The sequence below is a fragment of the Segatella copri genome (assembly GCF_009494395.1).
Taxonomy (GTDB): Bacteria; Bacteroidota; Bacteroidia; order Bacteroidales; family Bacteroidaceae; genus Prevotella.
Map to the genome: position 1 here is coordinate 23,093 of NZ_VZCB01000060.1, position 21,923 is coordinate 45,015.

Sequence of the window (21,923 nt, forward strand, 5' to 3'; positions counted from 1 at the left end):
AAGTAAAATAAGTATGGATTACGGATTATTAGGAATGTATATATTTCTGGCTTTGATTGCTGTTGGTTCTTTCATTTACGTTAAGATTGAAGACAGAAAAGAGCAAAAGAATAGTTAATGACTAGATATATTTTTTCCATCATAGCAGCATTATTCATAACCTTGAGCAGTTTTGCGCAAGGCAGCCTTCCTAGTCGCTTTAATGTAAGTTACCTCAACATGGCAGCAGGAATGCCTAATAATTTTGCGGATGATATTTTCCAGGATTCATACGGCTTCGTCTGGATCAGTACACATGGTGGTGGACTGGTACGTTATGACGGATTCAATTATATGAACTTCAATCTGGGTTCATCCGGTATCAGTCTGCGAAGCAATAGCTGCCGCAATGTCTATGAAGATCATTTCAAGCGCCTTTGGATAGCCTTCGAGGAAGGTCCGCAGGTGCTCGACCTCAAAACGATGCAGCCTATCATTCCACCTTGTGAGAATGAAAAAATAGAAGCTCAGCTCAACAAGGCACTCAAGAACCTTTGCACCCGAATGTATTGTGATGCAAAGGGCAATATATGGATGGTATCCATCAATATCCTTACCCGTTTCGCTTTCAATGAAAAGGGAGAGGTAAGTAGTGTCTTATCTATCGATTATCCATTCAATGCTCCTGACTTCGGTCTTTGCGATGTGTATCGCAATGGCACGGTGGTGATGTGCAATAATGGAGTGGTGAGTGAATTCTCTGTTCAAAACAACAGATTGGTGGCAAAGAACATCAGTTCTATGTTCTTACCGCTTGATTACCGATATGCGGGAGCCGTCATTTCTTATCATGGAAAAATCTGGTTGGCTACCAACCGCGGCTTGTTTAATAGTGCCAAGCAGGAATTCCACTGTTCGGCAACCGATCATTCCCTCCAGCATGAAGTAGTGACGAGTCTCGCCGTTTCTCCAGATGATAAGCTTCTGGTGGGTACTCTCTGTGGTGTAGATATCATAGATGATAAGACAGGGAATATTGAGCATTGGAATTGTAACAGTGCAGTGAATCCATTGAGCAGTAACTTTGTGAACAGTCTGTTCTCTAATGACGGACAGATATGGGTGGGTACTGAAACCGGTGGTGTAACCAAGTTGGCTCCACGCCAGTTGCAGTTGGAATTCTATCGCCATGACCCGGCTGATGCATCTAGTATTTCTCCTAATGCGGTCAATGCCATGTATGCAGCTGCCGATGGTACGCTATGGGTTGGTACCGTGGAGGGAGGTCTCAATGCCTTGGCTCCTCATTCCAAGACCTTTACGCATTATACGACCGCCAATTCCGGTTTGCCTCATAACAGTGTTTCTACGCTTGCTGCCGATAATCGTGGCAATCTGTGGATAGGAACCTGGGGTGCAGGTTTCGCGGTGATGAATCTGAAGCAGCCTGGCAAGATTACTCCTTTTGTGGTGGATAGCAAGTATCAGCGTCTGCTTCTGTTTGCTGGTGTCTCGGTTTACGATTCCGTGAATGATGGTATGTGGCTGGGAACCAATGACGGTCTTTTCTTCTATGACTTCAAGCGCCAGCAAATCATCGAACCGTTCAAGGGTAGCTTGAATGTGCGTGGTTGCATCGGTAGCTTGATAACTCCTCAAGGTAAACTCCTGATGGGTTGCGTGCAAGGTATGGTAGAAGTAGACTTGAAGTCTCGTCCTCATGGAAAGGGTGATTTCGCGGTTAAGTATCATCAGTATAAGCTTGATGACCCGAAGAGTGGGGTGATAGACAAAATTCTGTCCTTCTGTCTTGCCAAGAATGGTAAAATCTGGCTCGGCAGTAATGGTTATGGCTTATATTGCTATAACTATGATAAGGATGGTAAGACCCACGTGAAGTCGTTTACTACCAATAATGGATTGGCGAATAATACCGTCAAGGGCATTGTGGAAGATAATCAGGGCATGTTGTGGATAGCCACAGACAACGGACTGTCTGTCTTTAATCCGAAGACGGAAACCTTCAGCAGTTTCTATCGGGAGGATGGTCTGCTCAGTTCCCAGTTCTATTTCAATGGAGCCATTCGCAATGCCAAGGGAGAAATCTTCCTGGGAACGGATCAGGGAATGATGGCGGTGCAGGGACTCAATCTTTCTGCTCTTTATGCGGGAAAACTGCGTTTTACCGAACTTCTGGTAGATAACCAGCCGGTTTTTGCCGGCAGTGATTATCTGGATGAGGATATCTCTATTGCCAGGAAGTTGAGTATCCATGAGAGCGATAAGTCTTTTACCATCAATTTCTCAGCACTCAACTATGGCAGTGGAACTCAGGGAGTTTATCTCTATCGAATGACGGGGTATGAGAATGAATGGGTACAGCTCAAACCGGGGCAGCATAGTGTCCGGTATTCTACTTTGCCTGCCGGTAATTATAAGTTTGAAGTGAAATATACGCCTTCTATCAATTCCGATAAGGAGCAGGTTATCTCTATTGATGTTACAGTGACTCCTTATTTCTGGAAGAGCTGGTGGTTCGTTACACTTATAGTAATAGGTATCATAGCTCTGCTCCAATATGCTTATGTACGCCGTCTTAACAAGATGCGTGAACGGGAGGTAGAGGCGCTGTATCGACCTATCGAAGCGGCACTCAAGGACAGTGATGAACCGGAAAAGCTCCAGAGCCGCATACAGATGATTCTGCAAAATCAGCAGCGTTATCAGGAAAGTCAGAAGAAGAGTATCGAAGCTGACAAGAAACAGGTTGTGGAGAATATGCATCCGTTCATGGAAGGCGTCATGGAGGTGATGGAGAAGAATTATGATAATTCCGAGTTTGGAGTTCAGGAACTTTCCGATGCGATGGGCATGAACCGAAGTGTACTGAGCAAGAAGTTGACTGCAGAAACAGGCTTGCCTACTGCTCAGTTCATTCGAAACTATCGTCTGGATATTGCCAAGAAGATGATAGTTGATAATGGTGCCAATCGCAACATTACCGAGATAGCCTACCGGGTAGGTTTCAATGATCCGAAGTATTTCACCCGCTGTTTTACCAAGCAGTATGGAGTTTCACCTACATCTTTCAGGGATGCCCAAGAAGATGAAAAAGTGGATAAGATGGTAGATGAGAAACCGGATAAAGAGGAAAAATCAAATTAGTAAATTTTAAAATAGAATCCCAGAAAATAGGAATTGCTTGATATAGGTCAAGTGATTCCTATTTTTGTATGTGTGGGAACACAGAGGGTGGATAAGTATGTAAATCAGCTAAAAATAAGATATTTATGCGTTTTGTCCACCTATATTTTTCATTTGTCCACCCTATAATTACTGATTAATTGTACTTTTGCCACCGAAAATTTGTGATGCGTATGGCTTTGCCCTGCGCTACTTACTTCCATCCGCAACCCCTAAAATGAGTAAACGGACGAAAGCAACTGCAAACTATAGAAATTAGAATAAACAAAAATACAAACCTAAAAATTGATAAGCAATGAGGAAACAATTATTCTCTATGATGCTATGCCTTGGTGCTGTTGGTGGCGCTTCTTTTGTTGCCCCAATGCCCGCAATGGCTGCTGTTGCACAGGACCAGGTGATCACAGTCAAGGGACAAGTTGTAGATGATCAGGGTGAACCTCTGATTGGCGCAACAGTCAAGACTAAGGATGCCAAGACAGGTACAGTTACCGACTTGGATGGTAATTTTGAAATCCGTGTGAAGGCGAACGCCACTCTTTTTGTAAGCTATCTTGGCTACAAGGAGCGTGAGATTGCAGTACGCGGTCGTGCCATTATTGATGCTATCCAGCTCTCTTCTGATGACCATATACTCGACCAGGTGGTTGTCGTAGGTTATGGTACCCAGAAGAAGGCAGACCTTACCGGTTCCGTATCTATCGTCAATGCTGAGGAGATGAAGAAGGTATCTAATTCCAACATCTCTACCATGCTTGAGGGTAAGGTTGCCGGTGTACAGATTACATCAGACGGTCAGCCTGGTGCAGATCCTAGTGTGAGAATTCGTGGTATCGGTTCTTTCGGTAGCACAGCTCCTCTTTATGTCATCGACGGTGTGCCTATGGGTACCACTATCCGTGACTTCTCTCCTAATGATATCGAGACCATCCAGATTCTGAAGGATGCTTCTGCGGGTGCCATCTACGGTTCTCGTGCTGCCAATGGTGTCGTTATCATCACTACCAAGAATGGTAAGAAAGACCAGCCTCTGAAGGTGAACTACTCCGGTTACTTTGGTGTTGACCAGATTCCTGGCGATGTATATGATGTAATGAACGCTGACCAGTATAGCAACTATCTGGGTCAGGCTTGCAAGAATTCCAACACTCCTCTGCCTGGCGGTTACAAGATGGGCGAGGATGGAATGTATCATTTCCAGGACGAAACCAACACAGATTGGTTTGACGAGGTATTCAAGACCGGTATCCGCCAGAACCACAACGTAGCCCTCAGCGGTGGTAGCTCTCACAGTACTTATAATGTATCTCTCGACTACTATAACCAGAAGGGTACCTTGGAAGGTGCAGGCCCTAACTACGAGCGTTATACTGCCCGTGTCAACAACACTATGGACACCAAGTTCGTGAAGTTCCGTACCAGCATGGTTTACTCTCACTCTAACCAGGACAACATGGGTCTTTCCAATGCCTCAGAGTATGTTCAGGGTCTTTACGGTGATGTAACCAACGTGCTCCGTGGTACACTTCTGATGCAGCCTACCATCAAGGCTTACGATAACTCTACATGGGTTCTCGATGACAAGGTGGGTGCAGCCAACGGTTATCGCTACGATGCTTACGGTTATGGTGTTTACTATGATGGCGTACATGGTGATATCTCTGCTTCTAACCCATTGTTGGTTAACAATATGTTGCAGCGCAATACATTGGTTGACCGCTTCGTAGGTACAGCTTCTGCTGATGTTGACCTGTTGGGTATGGTAGGCATCAAGAGCAAGAACCATGGTCTTCACTATAATGTAAACCTCTCTTACAGCAAGACAGAGGCTAAGGATAAGACCTGGATTCCTTCCTGGATTCAGAGCAACCGTGTATATCTCGCCAAGGAGAATGAGCGCCTCACCAAGGGTTCACGCAACTACAGCGATGCCCTGGTTGAGAATACCATTACATACGATGGAAAGATTGGCAAGCACAACATCAACCTGCTCGCCGGTATGACTTACGAGGAAGAGAATACCAACCTCCTGACTGGTTGGGGTATCAACTTCACAGAGCCATACTTCCTCCAGCTCCAGAACGCCAAGAATACTTACTCAGAGTCATTCGAGTTTAAGCATAGCCTGGCATCATACGTAGGTCGTTTGAACTATAACTATGATGAGAAATACCTGCTTTCTGCAGTAGTACGTCGTGATGGTAGCTCTCGCTTGAGCAAGAACATCCGTTGGGCAACCTTCCCATCTGTATCTTTAGGTTGGCGTTTCGATAAGGAGAAGTTCTTCCCTATCAGCCGCGACATCGTTAACATGTTCAAGATTCGTGCCAGCTACGGTGAGCTCGGTAACGAGAACATCGGTGAGTACCAGTATATGGCTACCATGAACCGTAACAACATGACTTACAGCTTCGGCAACAGTCCTGTAACCGGTTCTGCCGTTTCTACCTTCGTGAACAACGATATCGCCTGGGAGAAGAAGAAGACCACCAACGTGGGTATCGACCTGGCAATGTTCAACAACCGTTTGGAGTTCACTGCCGAGTGGTATAAGAACAAGTCAGAAGACCTGCTTTACTCAGTTCCTGTGCCAGCACAGACCGGTGTATCCAACACCGCTGTAACCATGAACGCTGCCTCTATGGAGAACAGTGGTTTCGAGTTCAGCGCTACCTACCGCAACCACGATCATGCCCTCAAGTATGATATCAGCGCCAACGTAAGTACCCTGAAGAACAAGGTAACCTCTCTGGGTATCGGTAAGGATTCATACATTTCTGGTGCATACGCTACTTACGTAGGTCAGGAGATTGGTCAGTTCTACGGTTGGGTTTACAAGGGAATCGCCCGTACTCAGGAAGATTTGGACAACAATGCTGTTCAGCAGGGTGCCAATGTCGGTGACTGCCTCTATGAGGATATCTCAGGTCCTGACGGAACTCCTGATGGCGTAATCGATGCTTACGACCAGACCGTATTGGGCAGTGGTCTTCCAAAGGTAAACTTCGGTTTGAGCACTCACTTGGAGTATAAGGGTTTCGACCTCAACATCTCTACATACGGAGTATTGAATTATCACGTATCAGATGATATCTATAACAGTTTGAACTCTTGCTACGGCTATGGCAACAAGGAAGTAGGCATGCTGGATGCCAACCGCTGGTCAGAGGATGGTTCTACCTACCTCTCTAGTGTTCCACGCACCTATGCAGCCAACAACGCTACCTTGGCATGGAACGACCTCTTCAGCTCTCGCAAGATTCAGAATGCTGCTTACTGGAAGATAGCCAACGTAGAGTTGGGCTACAACTTCCCAGACAAGTGGTTTGGTGGATATGTAAATGGTGTACGTCTCTATGTATCAGCACAGAACCTCTACACCTTCACAGGCTATCATGGATATAATGTAGACTATGCTGGCGGTACCTTTACCCCAGGTTACAACTTCTGCTCTTTCCCAAGTGCAAGAACATTCATGTGTGGTCTCCACTTCACATTCTAATAATGAGAATAGACAAGTATAAGAATCATTATTTAAAAGAACATTTGATATGAAACTATATAAATTATCATTAGCTCTCTTCCTTGGCCTCGGTGCAATGGCTACTACATCATGTGAGGACAAGTTGGAGGTAACAAATCCAAACCAGCAGACCACCGGAACCTTCGGTTTCAATGCAGATGATTTGGAGGAGTGCGTTATTGCAGCATACAACCATATCCGTATGGAAGGTTCTTCGGCACGTGTGGGTTATACCCTCGATGTGACACGTGGCGATGAGGTTTGGAACTCATCACAGGTATGGTATATGCCATTCGACGACATGAACGACCCAGTAACAGACGAAATCTCCATGTGGCCTTGGCGTGAGGCTTACTATACTATTAATGTATGTAACTTCATCCTTTCACGTACCACAGGTGATGATGCTTCGCTCTCAGAGACCATGAAGAAGATCAAGGGACAGGCGCTCTTCCTCCGCGGTTATTCATACTATACATTGGCAGGATATTACCAGAATCCTGCGCTGATTACTGATTATGCCAACTATTCTTCTCTGGATGGTCTCTATGGCAAGAACAGTACCTACGATGATGTGCTCGACCAGGTGGAGAAGGATTTCGCAGAGGCTATGACTCTCCTCCCATCTCGCGATGCAGGTGGTCAGTGGGCTAAGGGTCGTGCAACCTGCGGTGCTGCTGCCGGTTACTATGCCCGCACTCTGATGCAGCGTCATAAGTACAGCGAAGCACTCACCGTACTCAAGGACATCATGAACAAGAAGTATGGCTCTTACAAGCTGATGGCCAACTATGGCGACAACTTCCGTGAGGGTTCTGCTTACGAGAACAATGACGAGAGCCTCTTCGAGATTCAGTATCTCGACTACGGTTCACAGGGTGTGGATGATGAGTGGACTCCAGTCAATACAAGCCCTAACGCTACACAGGGACATGCCGTTGAGTCTAACTTCGCTCCAGGTAGATTCGGTGGATGGGCTGACCTCTCAGCTTCTCCATGGTTGTACAACCTCTTCAAGCAGGAGCGTACCAAGGAAGGTAAGTTGGATCCACGTCTCTACTGGACCATCGGTACATACGAGACTGACTGGGTTGGTTTTGAGAATGGTAACGTAGCTTACAAGACCGAGATGACAGCTTCTGATACCATCATAACCAACAACAACTATGGTGGTCTTCCTATCGCTAAGTGGACCAATTTCCGTACCAACCTTTATGATAAGGTGACAACCGGTCTTCATTGCGGTATCAACCTCCGCATGATGCGTTACTCAGACGTTTTGCTCCGTGCAGCAGAGTGCGAGAACGAGGTGAACGGTCCTACACAGCAGGCTATCGACTGGATTAACCAGGTTCGTGAGCGTGCCAACCTGAAGGACTTGAAGCTTTCAGACTTCAATAGCAAGGATAAGCTCTTCGAGCAGATTGCCAATGTAGAGCGTCCTAAGGAGTTCGGTTGCGAGTACGGTCGTGGTTACGACCTGATCCGTTGGGGATTCTTCTATGATCAGGGTCATTTGGCTCAGTTGAAGGAGCACGGAACCTTCCGTCGTTCTCCATACAAGGCAAAGGAGCCGGTAAGCTACTCTTTGGTAGGTGTTGATTCTGAGGTGAAGAGCTCTTACGATACATACGTACCAGGTCATGAGTTCCTGCCTATCTATCAGGGTTTGTTGAATGATAACCCTAACCTGACAGGTAACTCAGCTAATACGAATACGGATAACTCATCTGATTTCTTCGGAAGAGGTTGGACAGTTCATCCAGTAGTAGACTTGAGCAAGTAACAATATTCATTATCTCAAGGGGCAGGATTACCTGCCTCATGAGATAAAACTAAACAATTCACATATTTATAATATAGAATATAATATGAAACACCTAAATAAATTAGCATCTGTCTTCTGCGTAGCTGCAATGGCATTGACAGCGATGACTGGATGCGAGGGAAGTGACATGTTCAGTGTTAACTCTCCTGATTGGATTTCAGAAAAGATAGACTCCATCAATGCCGCTAAGGGCAATGACAATGCATTGCCAGAAGGTGAAGAGGATGTTTACACAGTCGGTGCTACTGACTATTCTACAGGTTGGTGGACAGCCTTCTCCAAGTACTATGTCATTCCTGATGGCAAGACCTGGAATGCCGTGTTCAATCTGAACATCAACCCATCGGCTCCTAATACCTACAAGAACTTCGCCCTCGTCCTTGCTAGTGATGATGATCGTGGTGGCGCTAACTATAAGGAGTATGGAGCTATCCGTTTCGATAATCAGCCTAGCGGTAACTCTGAGTGGGGTGATTATATTGATAGAAGTGGTGTAGTAAGTGATCTTACTTTTGAAAAAGATACCGACGAAGGCGTACAGAAGCTCGGTGGTACAGTGGTTCTTACTGTTGACCGTTCTGACCCTAATGCCTTCAGCGTCAAGATTACCAACGGAACTGTAACCAAGACATACAAGCAGGCTACCCCTCTCCCAAATCTCAATCCTGATGCAAGCGATACCAATATCCGTGCATTCCTTGTACCGGAAGGTTCTTACATCAACTTCCTCCAGTCTAACCTCGAACCTATCGGTGGTTTCACTTCTGCAGAGGATAAGCAGCCTCTTTCTATGGAGTTGCACTCTGTTCCTAAGAAGGTAATGGTAGGTACATCTCTTGAGGATGCAATGGCTAACGTTTCTGCTACCATTACATTCGAGACTGGCATTACCAAGGAGGTTCCTGCTGCTGAACTCGGATTCGTGGCTGTTCCTAACATGGATCAGGTTGGTGTGAAGACACTCGTTGCTATCTACAACAAGACATTCAAGAACGAGAACTGCAGTTCTCCTATCACAGGTCAGGCTCAGTTCAGCGTTGTTGACAAGATGTTCAACAGCCTGGGTGCTACCGACAACTCAACTCCATTCTTCGGTGTTCTGTCAGATCCAGTAAAGGTAGCTCCTCATGAGACTCAGGTGATGCAGTTTACCAACTATACCAATGGTGGTAATAACTGGGAAAACTTCCTCGTTGTAATGGTAAACGGTGCTGGAACAGAATACGGTGTTACCCGTGCCGACTGCTTCGGTTGGGGTGCTGCTTATGACGGCAAGGCAACTCCATTCGGTGCTCCTGATAACTGGGCTACATGGCTCGCTGACATGGATGGCGCCAAGGTTACCCTCTATACAACCAACAATGGTGATGGCACTGTTGATATCAAGTACGATATCCTGGCAGCCAATGGACATAAGTATCACATGGGCTACACTGGAATCTCTGGCGTAGATCCTAACGACTTCTTCGTCAAGCTCTCTCTTGAGAAGGCTCACCTCGAGTTTGATACCGTCATTGGTAATGAGGACAATACTTCTGCTTTCTTCGGAGCTCTCTCTAATGTGTTTGATGTTCCTGCAGGCAAGACCGTTTCTACTCAGTTCGTCAACTACACAGCTGGTGGTTCTAACTGGTTCAACTTCGTAGCAGTTCTTGTCAACAAGGCAAACGATAAGGAGTATGCTGCCGTTCGTGCCGACAACTACGGTTGGGGTGCAGGATATGATGCATGTACTCATGCCTGCTCATGGGAAGACTGGGGTGCTTGGCTTACAGCCATGGATGGTGCCAAGGTTCAGCTCTCTGTAACCAATGTAGGTAATGGTACAGCCAACATCAAGGCAACCATGATAGGCAACAATGGTGTAACCTACACCCAGACCTATAATGGCATCAACAACATCGATGCCAATGACCTGGCGTTCAAGCTCACTATAGAGAAGGCTCATCTCGTATTCGACCTTCCTTTCGCAAATTCATCATTTGCTGCCCGCAAGCATTACTCACGTGCACATCGCAGATAAGAGATTTTTGAAATAGTATGAGAAGGCATGACCTATGCGGAAACACATTCCCATAGGTCTGCCTTTTTGCATCATATCAGAAGTCTTGGTTTTCTTTTTACAAATCAATAATTAAACTCAATCAAGTTATGAAGAAATTATTACTCTCTATGTTGGGGCTTGCTGCCATCGGTGCTACTGCCCAGACACAGGTCTGCGACAACGACCTGACGAATGCTTATACGTCGAGATCATATAGTAAGCGTGTGGTTTGCCACGACCCGTCTATCGTGGTAGATGACATCACCAACCCTAGCTCGCCTACCTATTATATATATGGTTCTCATCTGGGTAGGGGCAAGACCACTGCGGCAAGCAACTACCAGGAATGGACTTCGTTCAAGGCGGGCGAGGAAGCTGCCGGCAATGTGAACAGTCTCTTTGCCAACAAGCAGGGCACATTGGTTAATTATTCCATTGCCTATCAGTCGCATGTTGTCACCGAAGTGAAGAACAGCAAGGGCGAGAACGTGAAGTTCGGCAACTTCAATGCCCACGGCTGGCAGTATAAAGGCTATAATGTGCAGGGCAATCAGTGGGCACCAGACATCGTATATAACAAAACCATGAAGAAATGGTGTATGTATATGAGTCTGAATGGCGAAAACTGGTGTTCTTCCATCGTATGCTTTGTTTCTGATAACATCGAAGGACCTTGGGTTTATCAGGGACCAGTAGTTTTCTCCGGTTTCCAGGGCTCATACGCTCATAACTCATACGCTGCTGCGGATGACTGGAAGCATACCGACTATGCCATCGCCACTGGCGAAACCGCTCTTCCTACTCGTTATAAGAATGGTAAGAGTTGGGGAACCTATTGGCCAAACTGTATCGACCCATGCGTCTTCTATGATGACAACGACAACCTCTGGATGAGCTACGGCTCCTGGTCGGGTGGTATCTTTATGATTAAGTTGGATAAGACCAATGGTCTCCGCGACTATACCTACACCTTCCCTTACGAGGTGAATGGCAAGGTCACCACTCCGGGTGCTGCCAGTGCCAACTGCACCAGCGACCCTTACTTCGGCAAGAAGATAGCGGGTGGATATTATGTATCGGGAGAGGCTAGCTATATTCAGAAGATAGGCAAGTACTACTTCCTCTTCATGAGCTATGGTGGCTTGAAAAGCGATGGCGGTTACCAGATGCGCATCTTCCGTTCTGAGAATCCTGACGGACCTTACGTAGACTGCTATGGTACATCGGCACTCTTCAAGAGTTATAAGATGAACTATAGTGCTACCACAGCCGACAACCGTGGCGTATTGCTCTTTGGCGGTTACCAGTGGGATGCAATGAGCGGTGCTGAAATAGCACAGGGTCACAACTCTGCGTTCGTAGACAAGCAGAACCGTTCTTTCGTGGTTTACCACACCCGTTTCAGCAATGGTGGCGAGGGTCATCAGGTTCGTGTTCATCAGCTCTTCCTCAATGACGAGGGGTGGTTGATGGCAGCTCCATTTGAGTTTGACGGCGAGACCATCACCGATGCAGCTATCGCTTCCAAGGCATCTATCGCAGATGCTGACATTGCAGGCGACTATCAGTTCATGCGTCATCAGTATGGTCAGAACACCAAGGCAAAGGCTTTCGAGACTCCTGTGAACATCACTCTCAATGCCGATGGAACCATCACTGGTGCCGAGAAGGGAACCTGGAAGCGTACGGCTGGTACTGATTACATCCACCTGACTATCAATGATGTAGTATATCGTGGCGTACTGGTTAATCAGACCATCGACTATACCAATATCCCAGCCATCGCCATCTCTGCTCTCTCTTCATCAAGCGGTAGCCTGACTATGGGACAGAACAACTTCACCTATCAGCAGGAGGTTTGGGCTGTGAAGGCAGATGCCAAGGCTGCCATCAAATATACAGTCAATAATCTGACTCTGCCATTCGCAGACGGTGCCACCCTGAATGCGGCTCCTTCTCTGCCTACTCAGGGCAAGATGGGTGCTAATATCTCCTGGAAGTCAAGCGATACTTCTATCCTGACCGATGACGGCAAGGTGAACGGTAAAGGCAAGGTTACTATGACCATGACAATCAGCAAGGATGAGTATGAGTATGTGAAGGATTATTCCCTGAATATCGATGCTGATGCTGAGGAAACTACTCCGGTTTATTATCCTGTTTCTGCACAGAAGAATCTTACGAATGCCTATGCTACCAACCTGAGTCAGGATTATACTGTGAAGGCTGGCAATAAGGCTCAGTTCAAGTTCTATAACTATACTGTGGGTACAGATAATTTCAAGAGTTGGGTATTGGGTGTTTCCAACGTAGCTCATGGTGCAGCTGGATATAAGGAGTATGTGATGTTGCGTAATGATAACTGGGAGAACATTTCCTGGGGCAACATCGGATGTACCAGCGATTTCAACTGGGATACATTTGTGCAGGATATGAACGGTTCTCTGGTTGATATGACCGTGGAATATGCAGCTACTGGTACTTTCAAGATGACAGCTGTGATTACTACCAAGGACAAGAAGGTATATCATTATTCATATTCTACGACCATCAGCGGCAAGCCAGCCAAGATCAATGTCTTCTTTACTGGTGAGAATTCCTATATCGACGGCTCTAGCCTCGTTGATACCGGTATCGCTCCTATCGTCATCCAGAAGAAGCAGAATGACGGCAAGTGGTATAATCTCGCTGGTCAGCTGGTGGACAAGAGCTACAAGGGTGTAGTGATTGTAAATGGAAGAAAGTTTGTGAACAAGTAATTCTCTTATATATTATAATAAGGTATAATACAAAGAAGATGAATTTATCTAAAATACTATTGGGAGCAGCAATGATGATTGCTGCTCCTGCTGTAAAAGGCGGTTGCCAGATGATGGCACAGAATGCTCCTCAGGAGCCTGTCGTGGTAGATACTCCGATGGTTCACGACCCCGTGATGGCTTATGAGAACGGCAAGTACTATCTCTACTGCACGGGGCATGGCATTGCGCAGATGACTTCTACCGACCGCAAGCATTGGACCTTGAATCCGCAGGGTGTGTTGAAAGACGAGGCGCGTGGTGCTTTCCCAGCCTGGACCCATGATAGTGTGCCGGGTTATGAGAGTCATACCTGGGCACCTGATGTCATCAAGTATAAGAACAAGTGGTATATGGCTTATTCCTGTTCTACCTTCGGCAAGAACACCTCTGCCATCGGATTGCTCAGCAATGTTTCTTTAGCCGATACCGATGGTTGGAAAGACGAGGGTTGTCTCATTGTCTCAAAGGGTGGAAAAGTGAATTGGAATGCCATCGATCCTAATTTCGTGATAGATGAGAAGGGCAAGCCTTGGCTTACCTGGGGGTCTTTTTGGGATGGCATCCAGCTCATTCCGCTGGACAAGAAGACGATGCATGTGAAGAAGGGCGCCAAGCCTCAGACCATTGCCCGCCGTTATGCACTCAATCAGATTGATGTGCCTACCAATCCTACTTCCAAGGATGCCGGCACCAATGCCATCGAGGCTCCATTCATCATGAAGCATGGTGGTTATTACTATCTCTTCGTCAGTTGGGATTACTGCTGCCAGGGGATGAAGAGTACCTATCGTGTTGCCGTAGGCAGAAGCAAGAAGGTTTCCGGTCCTTATTTGGACAAGACGGGTAAGGATATGCGAGAGGGTGGTGGCACCCTGCTGCTGGAAGGTGACAAGAAGGAATATGAGGCGATGGGCCATTGCTCTGCCTACTCCTTCCCTGATGGTGATTTCTTCTTCTGCCATGGTTACAGCATCGCCAAGAATGGCGCCAGCATCCTGGTCCAGAAGCGAATCAACTGGACGGAAGATGGGTGGCTGACGCTAGAATAAGATATATTAGCTTAGTGTTAAAATAGAGTTAAAATAGCGTTTATTCCGCTACGAACGGTAAAAAGTCGGTTTTGTAGCGAAATAAACGCTATTTTCTTTCGCTATTTCCGAAATTTGTCGTATATTTGCTGCATCTAATTGAGTATGATTATGTGGGAAATTCTGAGCTGGTGAGTAATGAGTACTCCGATATATTCAGGGCTTCAGTAACTCTGGATGATTTGTTTATATGATGAATTTATCAGGTTCTAAAACTATACTTTTGTTTTTCTCCCGACGCCCTTGAAGTTACATGGCGATGTAGAAAACTCTGCATCGGGACGTAGGAAAGATTACGTCGCCATGTAATAAAGTCTACGTCGGGGCGTAATTTTTGGGGAATCTATAAGGTTTCATATCAGATACTTTTTAGATTTTCCGTCGAGTTTATACGCATACAAAAAAAGTTTTTTCGTGAAAAAAGTCTCAAAGTATCATCGAAGTATCATGAAATTGGCATAGTAGTATCACCAAATCAGCATAAAAGCATCACGAAATCCTCATAACGCATCATGCATAATAGCGAAGCCGCCGACACGCAAAAAATGCCCAAAAAACGTCCGGCACTTTGGGCGCTCGATGCCCGCAGTACGGGCAATGAGTGCCCGTAACTTGGTCTGTCGATGCCCGTAACTTGGTCCCTGAGTGCCCACTTGGCGGGCACGGACAGACCGCTTAATGTGCTCTGAAAGACCACCTTATGTGCATTTGTTTCTATGTGGTTTCCTATATTTAGTTGACTACATAGTTCCTTATTCCTATTGTAAGTTGACAATTATTTTCTCTATTCCTAATTCTACTTGTCAAACTTTCCTCTTATTCCTAGTTTATATTGACAATCTTTACATCCTGAAAAAGTAGACGCTAAAGTTTTTATAAAACTGGAAGAGTAGACACTTCTTTTTTAGCCTTTTAAATCGACTCAAAGCCGTATTTTATCATGCGTTATCCTGACTCCGATACAATATGCCATAGAATTTCAGCGTAGAAGACACCGTATGAAATAAAATCTTTCTCATGTGACGGTGCTTAGCCTTGACTTTTGGATAAAAGTTGTATCTTTGCACTGAAAATGGTAACACCATAGGATGTCTCCATCATTTTTCAAAATTGTTTTGATTGGTGATCTTTTAAATAGACGATAGTGCAGGAAAAGAGGGTGTGCCATAAGTCCATGACGCACCCTCTTTCGCAAAAAATGCCAACTTACTTTTATATTGTATTGAAGGCGTAATCTCTAGAATCTGAAACCGATGGTTCCAGTGATGCCATTCCAATTGGATAATCCTGAGGTGTGAGAATTAATGTGTCTGAAACCTAGTCCGATATAGGGAACACTTCTACTCTTCTTGCAGTTCGGATAGAGGATGAGATCAGCATTATAGGAGGTGTATTTCCAGTCGGCATTTCCGATAGTATTGGTTACGGAGAGACGAAGATCTACCCCTTGTGCGGTAGTCTTAGGGTTGAAGAGTTTGAAGCCCAGTCCACCACCTAAAGTTTGGCTCTTGAAATAAGTCTTCACATCATCTTTCTTGTAGAGGTTGATGCTACCTTCAGTTTTGGCGAAGGCGAAGAAGCGTGGGGTAAGTTGATAGCCAAGGGCGAAGTTCAAAGTAGTAGGTGTCATACCTTTGTTCTCCATTCCCACGCTAGCATCGAGATCAAACGTCAGATGGTCTAAGATGGAGTAATGTGAGGCATTGCTTTCCTCTTGGGCGTGCATAGGCATCGCCAAAGTAGCGGCACCCATGATTAGAATTAAACTTTTCTTCATAATTATCTATCTTGTAATATTAATATATAGTCCGATAGCTCATTTGTCATAATGGCGTCTAAAGAACGATAACGCTAGCAAAAGTACGAAAAAATGGCTACGGGTGTAGCCATTCTCCGTATCTTTTATGATATTTTGAACGTTTTTATTTCCTTAGAAACACTTTTTCAAAGTATTTAAGGATATAAATGATACATACAGCTATAATAGCTTTGAATAACGATGTCTTCCATTCAATACTATCATTGAATATGGCATCGATAATCAAGTTTCCAATAAAAAATGCTATGGTCAAGCCAAGAATGACCATTAAGCATTTACTCAAATTCTTGTATTTTTGCATTGTCTCAATATAATTTACTATTAATATCGTGCAAAAATACAACTTTTATTTTCAATTACCAAAATTTTGTGCGCAAAACTTATAAGTTGACAGTAAAATAAGTTTTAAGGTGATAGACAATCATAAAAAACGAGGCGGCAAACTGCATCACGCAGGTTGCCGCCTTCTCTTTTTAACTAACTATCTTATCAACTATTCAAAATGGATCATATGATGGAGTTGTCTAGGGCTTAATGCCCTAGACGTATTTTGTTTATTTCAAACGGATGATATTCAGCGAGCTGGCTGGAATTTCTACCGTTGCACCATTCTTCTCTGTAGTTACGTAGTTTTCTACAGGATAGATGTTGGTAGGATTGTCGATGGTGTTCTCCTCCAGACCGTTCTTTGCAGAAAGACGGATGAGCTTGCCAGCCTTGATTTCCTTGCCCTGAAGATTAATCTTCGCTGTGGTGTGCTCGGTACTGGTGTTGGCAATCTTCAGGATTACCTCGCCCGTCTGCTCATCGAGTGTTGCTGTAGAGAAGATGCCAGGAAGGGTGTTTGCCTTCAACTTGGTGGCGAATACTTCCTTGCCATCCAACTTGGCGAAGATGCTGTCGCCTACCACCTTCAGCTCGATATCGTACCACTTGCCGGTTTCAATCTTGCCTGGGCAGGTAGCAATCTGACTCTTGGCACCATTCACGATAGACTCCACACCATGCTGGGTATTGTTCCAGCCACCAAGGTTCAACCAGCAGTAGTTGTTCTTATCCACGTAGTTGAAGATGATGAGGAAACCCTCGTTGCCGGCATCCTTCTTCGCGCGTACCTTGTATATATAACCGTTGCTGGTAATTTCGCCTGGGTTCAGACGGATGCAGCTCTCTTCGTTGCTGGTCTGCTTGATGAGGTTGCCGTCTGCCTTCCATTGTCCACGGATATCGGTAGGCAACTCCTGCAAGGTCATCGGCAGCGCCTTGCCGTTCTCATCACTGTAGCCCTTGTCCTCAAAAGAAACCTGAGTGCCCCATGTTCCCATACCTACACGGCAGATGGTTGGCTTCACCTGAGTCTGCTCATACTTGTATGGATTCTCCTGGTTCACCTTCAGTACACGGGTACCGATGTTGTTTGCCATCACGTTCTGAACGTAGTAAGATGGAGTTCCGAATACCTTATCAGATGTATATTGAATCATATCCGGTGCCCACATGCGGTTGTTGAGGTTGGCGAAGATAGGAGCGTAGGATGCCATGGTCACGATGTCAGAATTGTTCTCGATGCCCATCATATAGACAGCCTCACCGAGTGCTGCATCGAGCGAACCCATATTGCCGAAGCCCTGGGTTACGGCATATTCACCTACATAAATCTTGCTGCCCTTGCGGTCGTAGTTGTCATACTTGTTGAAGTTCTCGGCAAACCAGGCAGGGTTTCTGTAGTAGTGCTCGTCGAGCAGCTCTACGCTCTCGTTGCTTTCCCACTTAGGGTTGTCATCGCCCCAAGCCACCACGTTACCGATGAGGTGCATCTTTGGATATTTCGCCAATACGGCATCCTTGAACTTCTTGAAGCGCTCGTAGTAGTGGTCGCTCTGTGCGGCAGGGTCTGGCTGGTTGTTCTCATTACCAATCTCCAGATACTCGATGTTGTATGGTTCCGGATGACCGTTCTTGGCACGCAGCGCACCATACTTGGAGGTAACAGGACCATTGGCATACTCCAGGGCATTCATGCACTCGTCAATCCAAGGCTGGATGCTATCCACTGGAGTCATACCGCCGTGCCACAAACCTACGTTTACAACATAGAGAGGCTTGGCGTTCAAATCCTCAGCCAACTGCAGATACTCATCGAATCCCATACCGTCGCTGGTACGGTAGCGCCAGTTTACGTTCTTATGACCCGGACGTTCCTCGATAGGACCGATGGTCTTCTCCCAGTGGAAAGCATTCTCAGGAGACTCCTGTCCCTCTACGTAGCAACCGCCAGGGAAACGGACGAACTTAGGATGGATGTTATAGAGAAGCTGAGCCAAATCAGGGCGCAAGCCATTCTCGCGATTCTTGAAAGTAGGAGGGAAGAGGCTTACCACGTCGAGAACGATGGTACCCTTTCCGTCGGCTACGAGTTCGAACTGTGCTTTCGCATCGTTGGCATTGGCTGTAAGTTCAGCCGTATATTTGGTCCACTTCTTGCCTACCTTGGCATTGAGGGATGTTTCTGCATACACCTTGTCGCCCTGGGTGTTGGTGAGGCGAGCCTTCAATCCGCCCTTGTAGCTACCCTTTGCCCAGAAAGAGAGCTTGTAGGTTCTGCCCTGTACGGCGTTGATGCCCCAGAAACCTTCGTTGATGAGAGAGGCTGTGGCAGCAGGCTTGGCAGCGATGGTAAGCTGTAGTGCCTTGCCCTGTGCATTGTTGAGTAGACCCTTGTTGATGAGTTGTGTCTGGATCTTTGCACCTTTCTGAGCCGCAGTTTTCCAGGTAGGGATGTTCTTGTCGTCATCCTCAAAGGAGCGGTTGCTGATGAGTTCGGCATAGAGACCGCCATCGGCAGCATGGTTGATATCCTCGAAGAAGATACCATAGAGGTTAGGAGATACCTTGATGCCTGGGTTAGAGGCATCTACGTTGATGGTTACCTGGGCATTGGCTGCCAATGTTGTGGCGAGCACAGCCGAAAGCAAAATCTGTCTTTTCTTATTCATTTGTTTATTTTTTATTCTTAGGTTTGTTTATTTTATTTCTTGTTGGTGGCATGAAATCAAGCTTAGCCTGAATCCATGCGGCTATTAATACACAGTTGCAAAAGTACACAAAATGCACAAGAAACAGGTGGACAAAATGCGAAATATAGTGTAAAAGGTGGATTTTCTGATGAAAATCCACCTTTTTGTCGATTTACATTGATAATGTTTATTTAACCTTTCATATTGGTTGCTATAATCAATCATTGCTATTCACTTTAAAAATCTTGCAAGTCTTGTTCCCTACAATATAAGCTACGTATGCTTTTGTCTGATAGTGAGGAAAGGCTTTCTGCATATCTGCGGCATAAGCCTTCACTTGTTTGCCGTCTTCTAAGCGTGCCTCTTCCAAATTATCAACAATGCCTGCGTCTTTAGACTTGTAATATTTAAACTCAATGATGCGGCAGTCGTTATGGAATGATGTGCCAGAAATGCCGGTCAGCACTAAGTCAGCACGACCTGATGGCAAGTTCTGTTCGATGGCGAATGTATAGCAATTGCTCAAGTAGCGGCTCAGTAACTCGAAAAATGAACAGCGAATGAAATTCTCGTTCATCTTGTCAAAGGCTTGGGCTGGAAGCTGACCTAAGTATTCCTTAACATAGTTATGGAATAATGGCTCTAGTTCTCTGTCTCTGACAAATGCCTCGTATGCAGGAACAAACTTACGGGCATTGTCGCTGATACTATTCAATTCGTTGTAGTAACTCATATATACACTCTTGGTCGTCAAGTTTGGCAAAGCCATTTTGTAATTGTCCTTCAGGGTGGTCATACCCAAGTAGTAGAGGCTGATAGGGTAGAACTCTGGGGAGAAGAACTTTTGCTTGTTGAACTTGCTGCGTAAATCGGCTTGTGAATAGTACAATTCTCCATCCATCAACAGGCTGTCGAGCATTTCTTTGGCATTGTCAAGCGTGATGGTCAATCTTCTTATCCAACTAGTGTCAGTGCGCAGGTTCTCATCTACCATTTCCGTAGGGATGCCGCCTTTCAGTTCAGCAAAGTTCTTGAGGAAGTAAGTCAGAATGGTAGAGTTAAATAATGGTTCTGCATTTGGTAAAAAGTGGTAACCGTCATAATTGTTGAGTATCAGAGTCCATAATTCCTCGAAAGAGGCTTGAGGGCCATATTTATTGATGACATACTTCAGATATTGGGCTGCTTCCTCATGGGTAAAGCCCAATAGATTGGTAAATTCCGGCTTCAGAGTCAACATCTCTGCGATGTTATAGCCACTGGTTAAGTCATCCATGGTGACAGGCAGTACTCCTGTGCAGAAGCAGGTGCGGATGGTACCTTCGCCAATGCCTGCCTTGATAACCTTGAAGAATGTTCGTAGGAAACTTTCCCCTGTGGTCAGGTCCTGGTACAGCGAGTCCTTATAGACAACTAGTAGCTGGTTGGTAAAGTTGTCGTATTCATCTATTAATATATAAAGAGGTGGAAGATTATGGGAAGAGATAAACTCGCATACTTCAACCAACATGTTGGAGGCATTGCCATCCTCTCTGAACCTGAAATCTCCAAAAAGGTCTCTGTTGCGTTCCACCAATGTACGGAGTGGACTGCAATTCACGGCGTTGAAGTTCTTCTCGATGTCTTCCTTCTTGCTGGCAACGGAAGTTGTGGAAAAGTCATATCTTACAACGAGATATTGGTTGTGCTCGTTTGTTGGGTGTTCGCCAATCCAAGTTCCACCAAACAAATCTTTGAATTGTGTTGCCATGTTACGGTCGTAATAGTGAGCCAACATGGAAACGAGCAGACTCTTTCCGAATCTGCGAGGACGGAGAAAAACTGGTGCTTTGTAACGCTCAAGCAGTGGAATATAGTTGGTCTTGTCCACATAATAATATCCCTTGTGGCGAATCTCTGCAAAGTTCGCCACAGCGTATGGAACGGTAATATCTGCCTGTGAGTATGTCATGGTCTATCTCCTTTTGGTTGCAAATGTACGATTTTTATTTATTACTACCAAATAAAATCGAAAGATTTTGTTTAATATAGTAATACTAATCCGGCAAAAGCCGAGTAGAGTATCATGCGGATAGGATTGATCTTCATCACTTTTACGCCGATAAAGGTGGCAAAAAAGAGGGCGATGGAGATGTAGAAATGCCAGGGATTGGCTGGTGTAGAGAAGTTCTCGCCATTCATCAGAAGCAGGGCTGCGGCTCCTACCAGACCGACAATGGCTGGGCGAAGACCGATGAAGATGCTCTGAACGGCTGAGGTGTTCATATACTTGTACAGCATCTTGCTGATAAGAATCATCAAAACAAAGGATGGGAGAACCAACGCAAAGGTTGCCATGGCACTTCCGAGTACAGCCATCATGCCACTCATGCCGGCATTATGGACTGCTGTATAGCCACAATAGGTGGCGGCGTTGATACCGATAGGACCCGGTGTCATCTGAGAGATGGCAACCACATCGGTAAACTCTTGCATCGTCATCCAATGATACTGCGTAACTACCTGTCCCTGGATCAGGGAAATCATGGAATAGCCACCTCCGAATCCGAAGATGCCTATCTGAAGGAATACGATGAAAAGCTGAAGAAATATCATTTCAATTAATAATTGATAATTGATA

9 protein-coding genes and 1 pseudogene are annotated in these 21,923 nt (G+C 45.6%); 6 read left to right on the forward strand and 4 right to left on the reverse strand.

From position 1 onward, the window contains the following. Positions 1-117: 117 nt before the first annotated feature. The 6 genes and pseudogenes from F7D73_RS07985 to F7D73_RS08010 all read left to right on the forward strand — a co-directional run bounded on the left by F7D73_RS07985 (position 118) and on the right by F7D73_RS08010 (position 14,428). Complete coding sequence (locus F7D73_RS07985) at positions 118-3,144, forward strand: ligand-binding sensor domain-containing protein (protein ID WP_153123692.1); 3,027 nt, start codon at positions 118-120, stop codon at positions 3,142-3,144. 334 nt (positions 3,145-3,478) lie between these two features. After that, positions 3,479-6,685 (forward strand): SusC/RagA family TonB-linked outer membrane protein, encoded by a 3,207-nt coding sequence (locus F7D73_RS07990; protein WP_153123694.1) that lies wholly within the window; start codon positions 3,479-3,481, stop codon positions 6,683-6,685. Positions 6,686-6,734: 49 nt separating this feature from the next. Next, positions 6,735-8,492: a RagB/SusD family nutrient uptake outer membrane protein gene (locus F7D73_RS07995; protein WP_153123696.1), complete on the forward strand. Its 1,758-nt coding sequence runs from the start codon at positions 6,735-6,737 to the stop codon at positions 8,490-8,492. Positions 8,493-8,577: 85 nt separating this feature from the next. Further along, a pseudogene (locus F7D73_RS08000) lies at positions 8,578-10,020 on the forward strand (hypothetical protein); the annotation flags it as partial. Between the two features lie 665 nt (positions 10,021-10,685). Further along, entirely contained in the window at positions 10,686-13,337 is a 2,652-nt protein-coding gene (locus F7D73_RS08005; protein WP_153123698.1) for a glycoside hydrolase family 43 protein, read from the forward strand. Between the two features lie 110 nt (positions 13,338-13,447). Then, a complete protein-coding gene (locus F7D73_RS08010) occupies positions 13,448-14,428 on the forward strand; it encodes a family 43 glycosylhydrolase (protein ID WP_228117671.1) in 981 nt (326 codons plus the stop codon). A 1,276-nt stretch (positions 14,429-15,704) separates the two neighbouring features. Here the strand turns inward: F7D73_RS08010 and F7D73_RS08015 are convergent. From F7D73_RS08015 to F7D73_RS08030, 4 genes are all read right to left on the reverse strand, one after another. Further along, positions 15,705-16,244 (reverse strand): DUF481 domain-containing protein, encoded by a 540-nt coding sequence (locus F7D73_RS08015; RefSeq protein WP_153123701.1) that lies wholly within the window; start codon positions 16,242-16,244, stop codon positions 15,705-15,707. 596 nt (positions 16,245-16,840) lie between these two features. Next, on the reverse strand, positions 16,841-19,282 hold the full coding sequence (locus tag F7D73_RS08020; protein ID WP_153123703.1) for an alpha-L-arabinofuranosidase C-terminal domain-containing protein: 2,442 nt from the start codon (positions 19,280-19,282) through the stop codon (positions 16,841-16,843). Between the two features lie 238 nt (positions 19,283-19,520). After that, a complete protein-coding gene (locus F7D73_RS08025; protein WP_153123705.1) occupies positions 19,521-21,254 on the reverse strand; it encodes an ATP-binding protein in 1,734 nt (577 codons plus the stop codon). A gap of 71 nt (positions 21,255-21,325) precedes the next feature. Continuing rightward, entirely contained in the window at positions 21,326-21,898 is a 573-nt protein-coding gene (locus tag F7D73_RS08030) for a chromate transporter (RefSeq protein WP_153123707.1), read from the reverse strand. Positions 21,899-21,923 lie beyond the last annotated feature (25 nt).

What these genes read in the sequence shown, in the direction of transcription:
- F7D73_RS07985 (WP_153123692.1), top strand. Translation starts at nt 118, where the DNA reads ATGACTAGATATATTTTTTCCATCATAGCAGCATTATTCATAACCTTG.
- F7D73_RS07990 (WP_153123694.1), top strand. Translation starts at nt 3,479, where the DNA reads ATGAGGAAACAATTATTCTCTATGATGCTATGCCTTGGTGCTGTTGGT.
- F7D73_RS07995 (WP_153123696.1), top strand. Translation starts at nt 6,735, where the DNA reads ATGAAACTATATAAATTATCATTAGCTCTCTTCCTTGGCCTCGGTGCA.
- F7D73_RS08005 (WP_153123698.1), top strand. Translation starts at nt 10,686, where the DNA reads ATGAAGAAATTATTACTCTCTATGTTGGGGCTTGCTGCCATCGGTGCT.
- F7D73_RS08010 (WP_228117671.1), top strand. Translation starts at nt 13,448, where the DNA reads ATGATGGCACAGAATGCTCCTCAGGAGCCTGTCGTGGTAGATACTCCG.
- F7D73_RS08015 (WP_153123701.1), bottom strand. Translation starts at nt 16,244, where the DNA reads ATGAAGAAAAGTTTAATTCTAATCATGGGTGCCGCTACTTTGGCGATG.
- F7D73_RS08020 (WP_153123703.1), bottom strand. Translation starts at nt 19,282, where the DNA reads ATGAATAAGAAAAGACAGATTTTGCTTTCGGCTGTGCTCGCCACAACA.
- F7D73_RS08025 (WP_153123705.1), bottom strand. Translation starts at nt 21,254, where the DNA reads ATGACATACTCACAGGCAGATATTACCGTTCCATACGCTGTGGCGAAC.
- F7D73_RS08030 (WP_153123707.1), bottom strand. Translation starts at nt 21,898, where the DNA reads ATGATATTTCTTCAGCTTTTCATCGTATTCCTTCAGATAGGCATCTTC.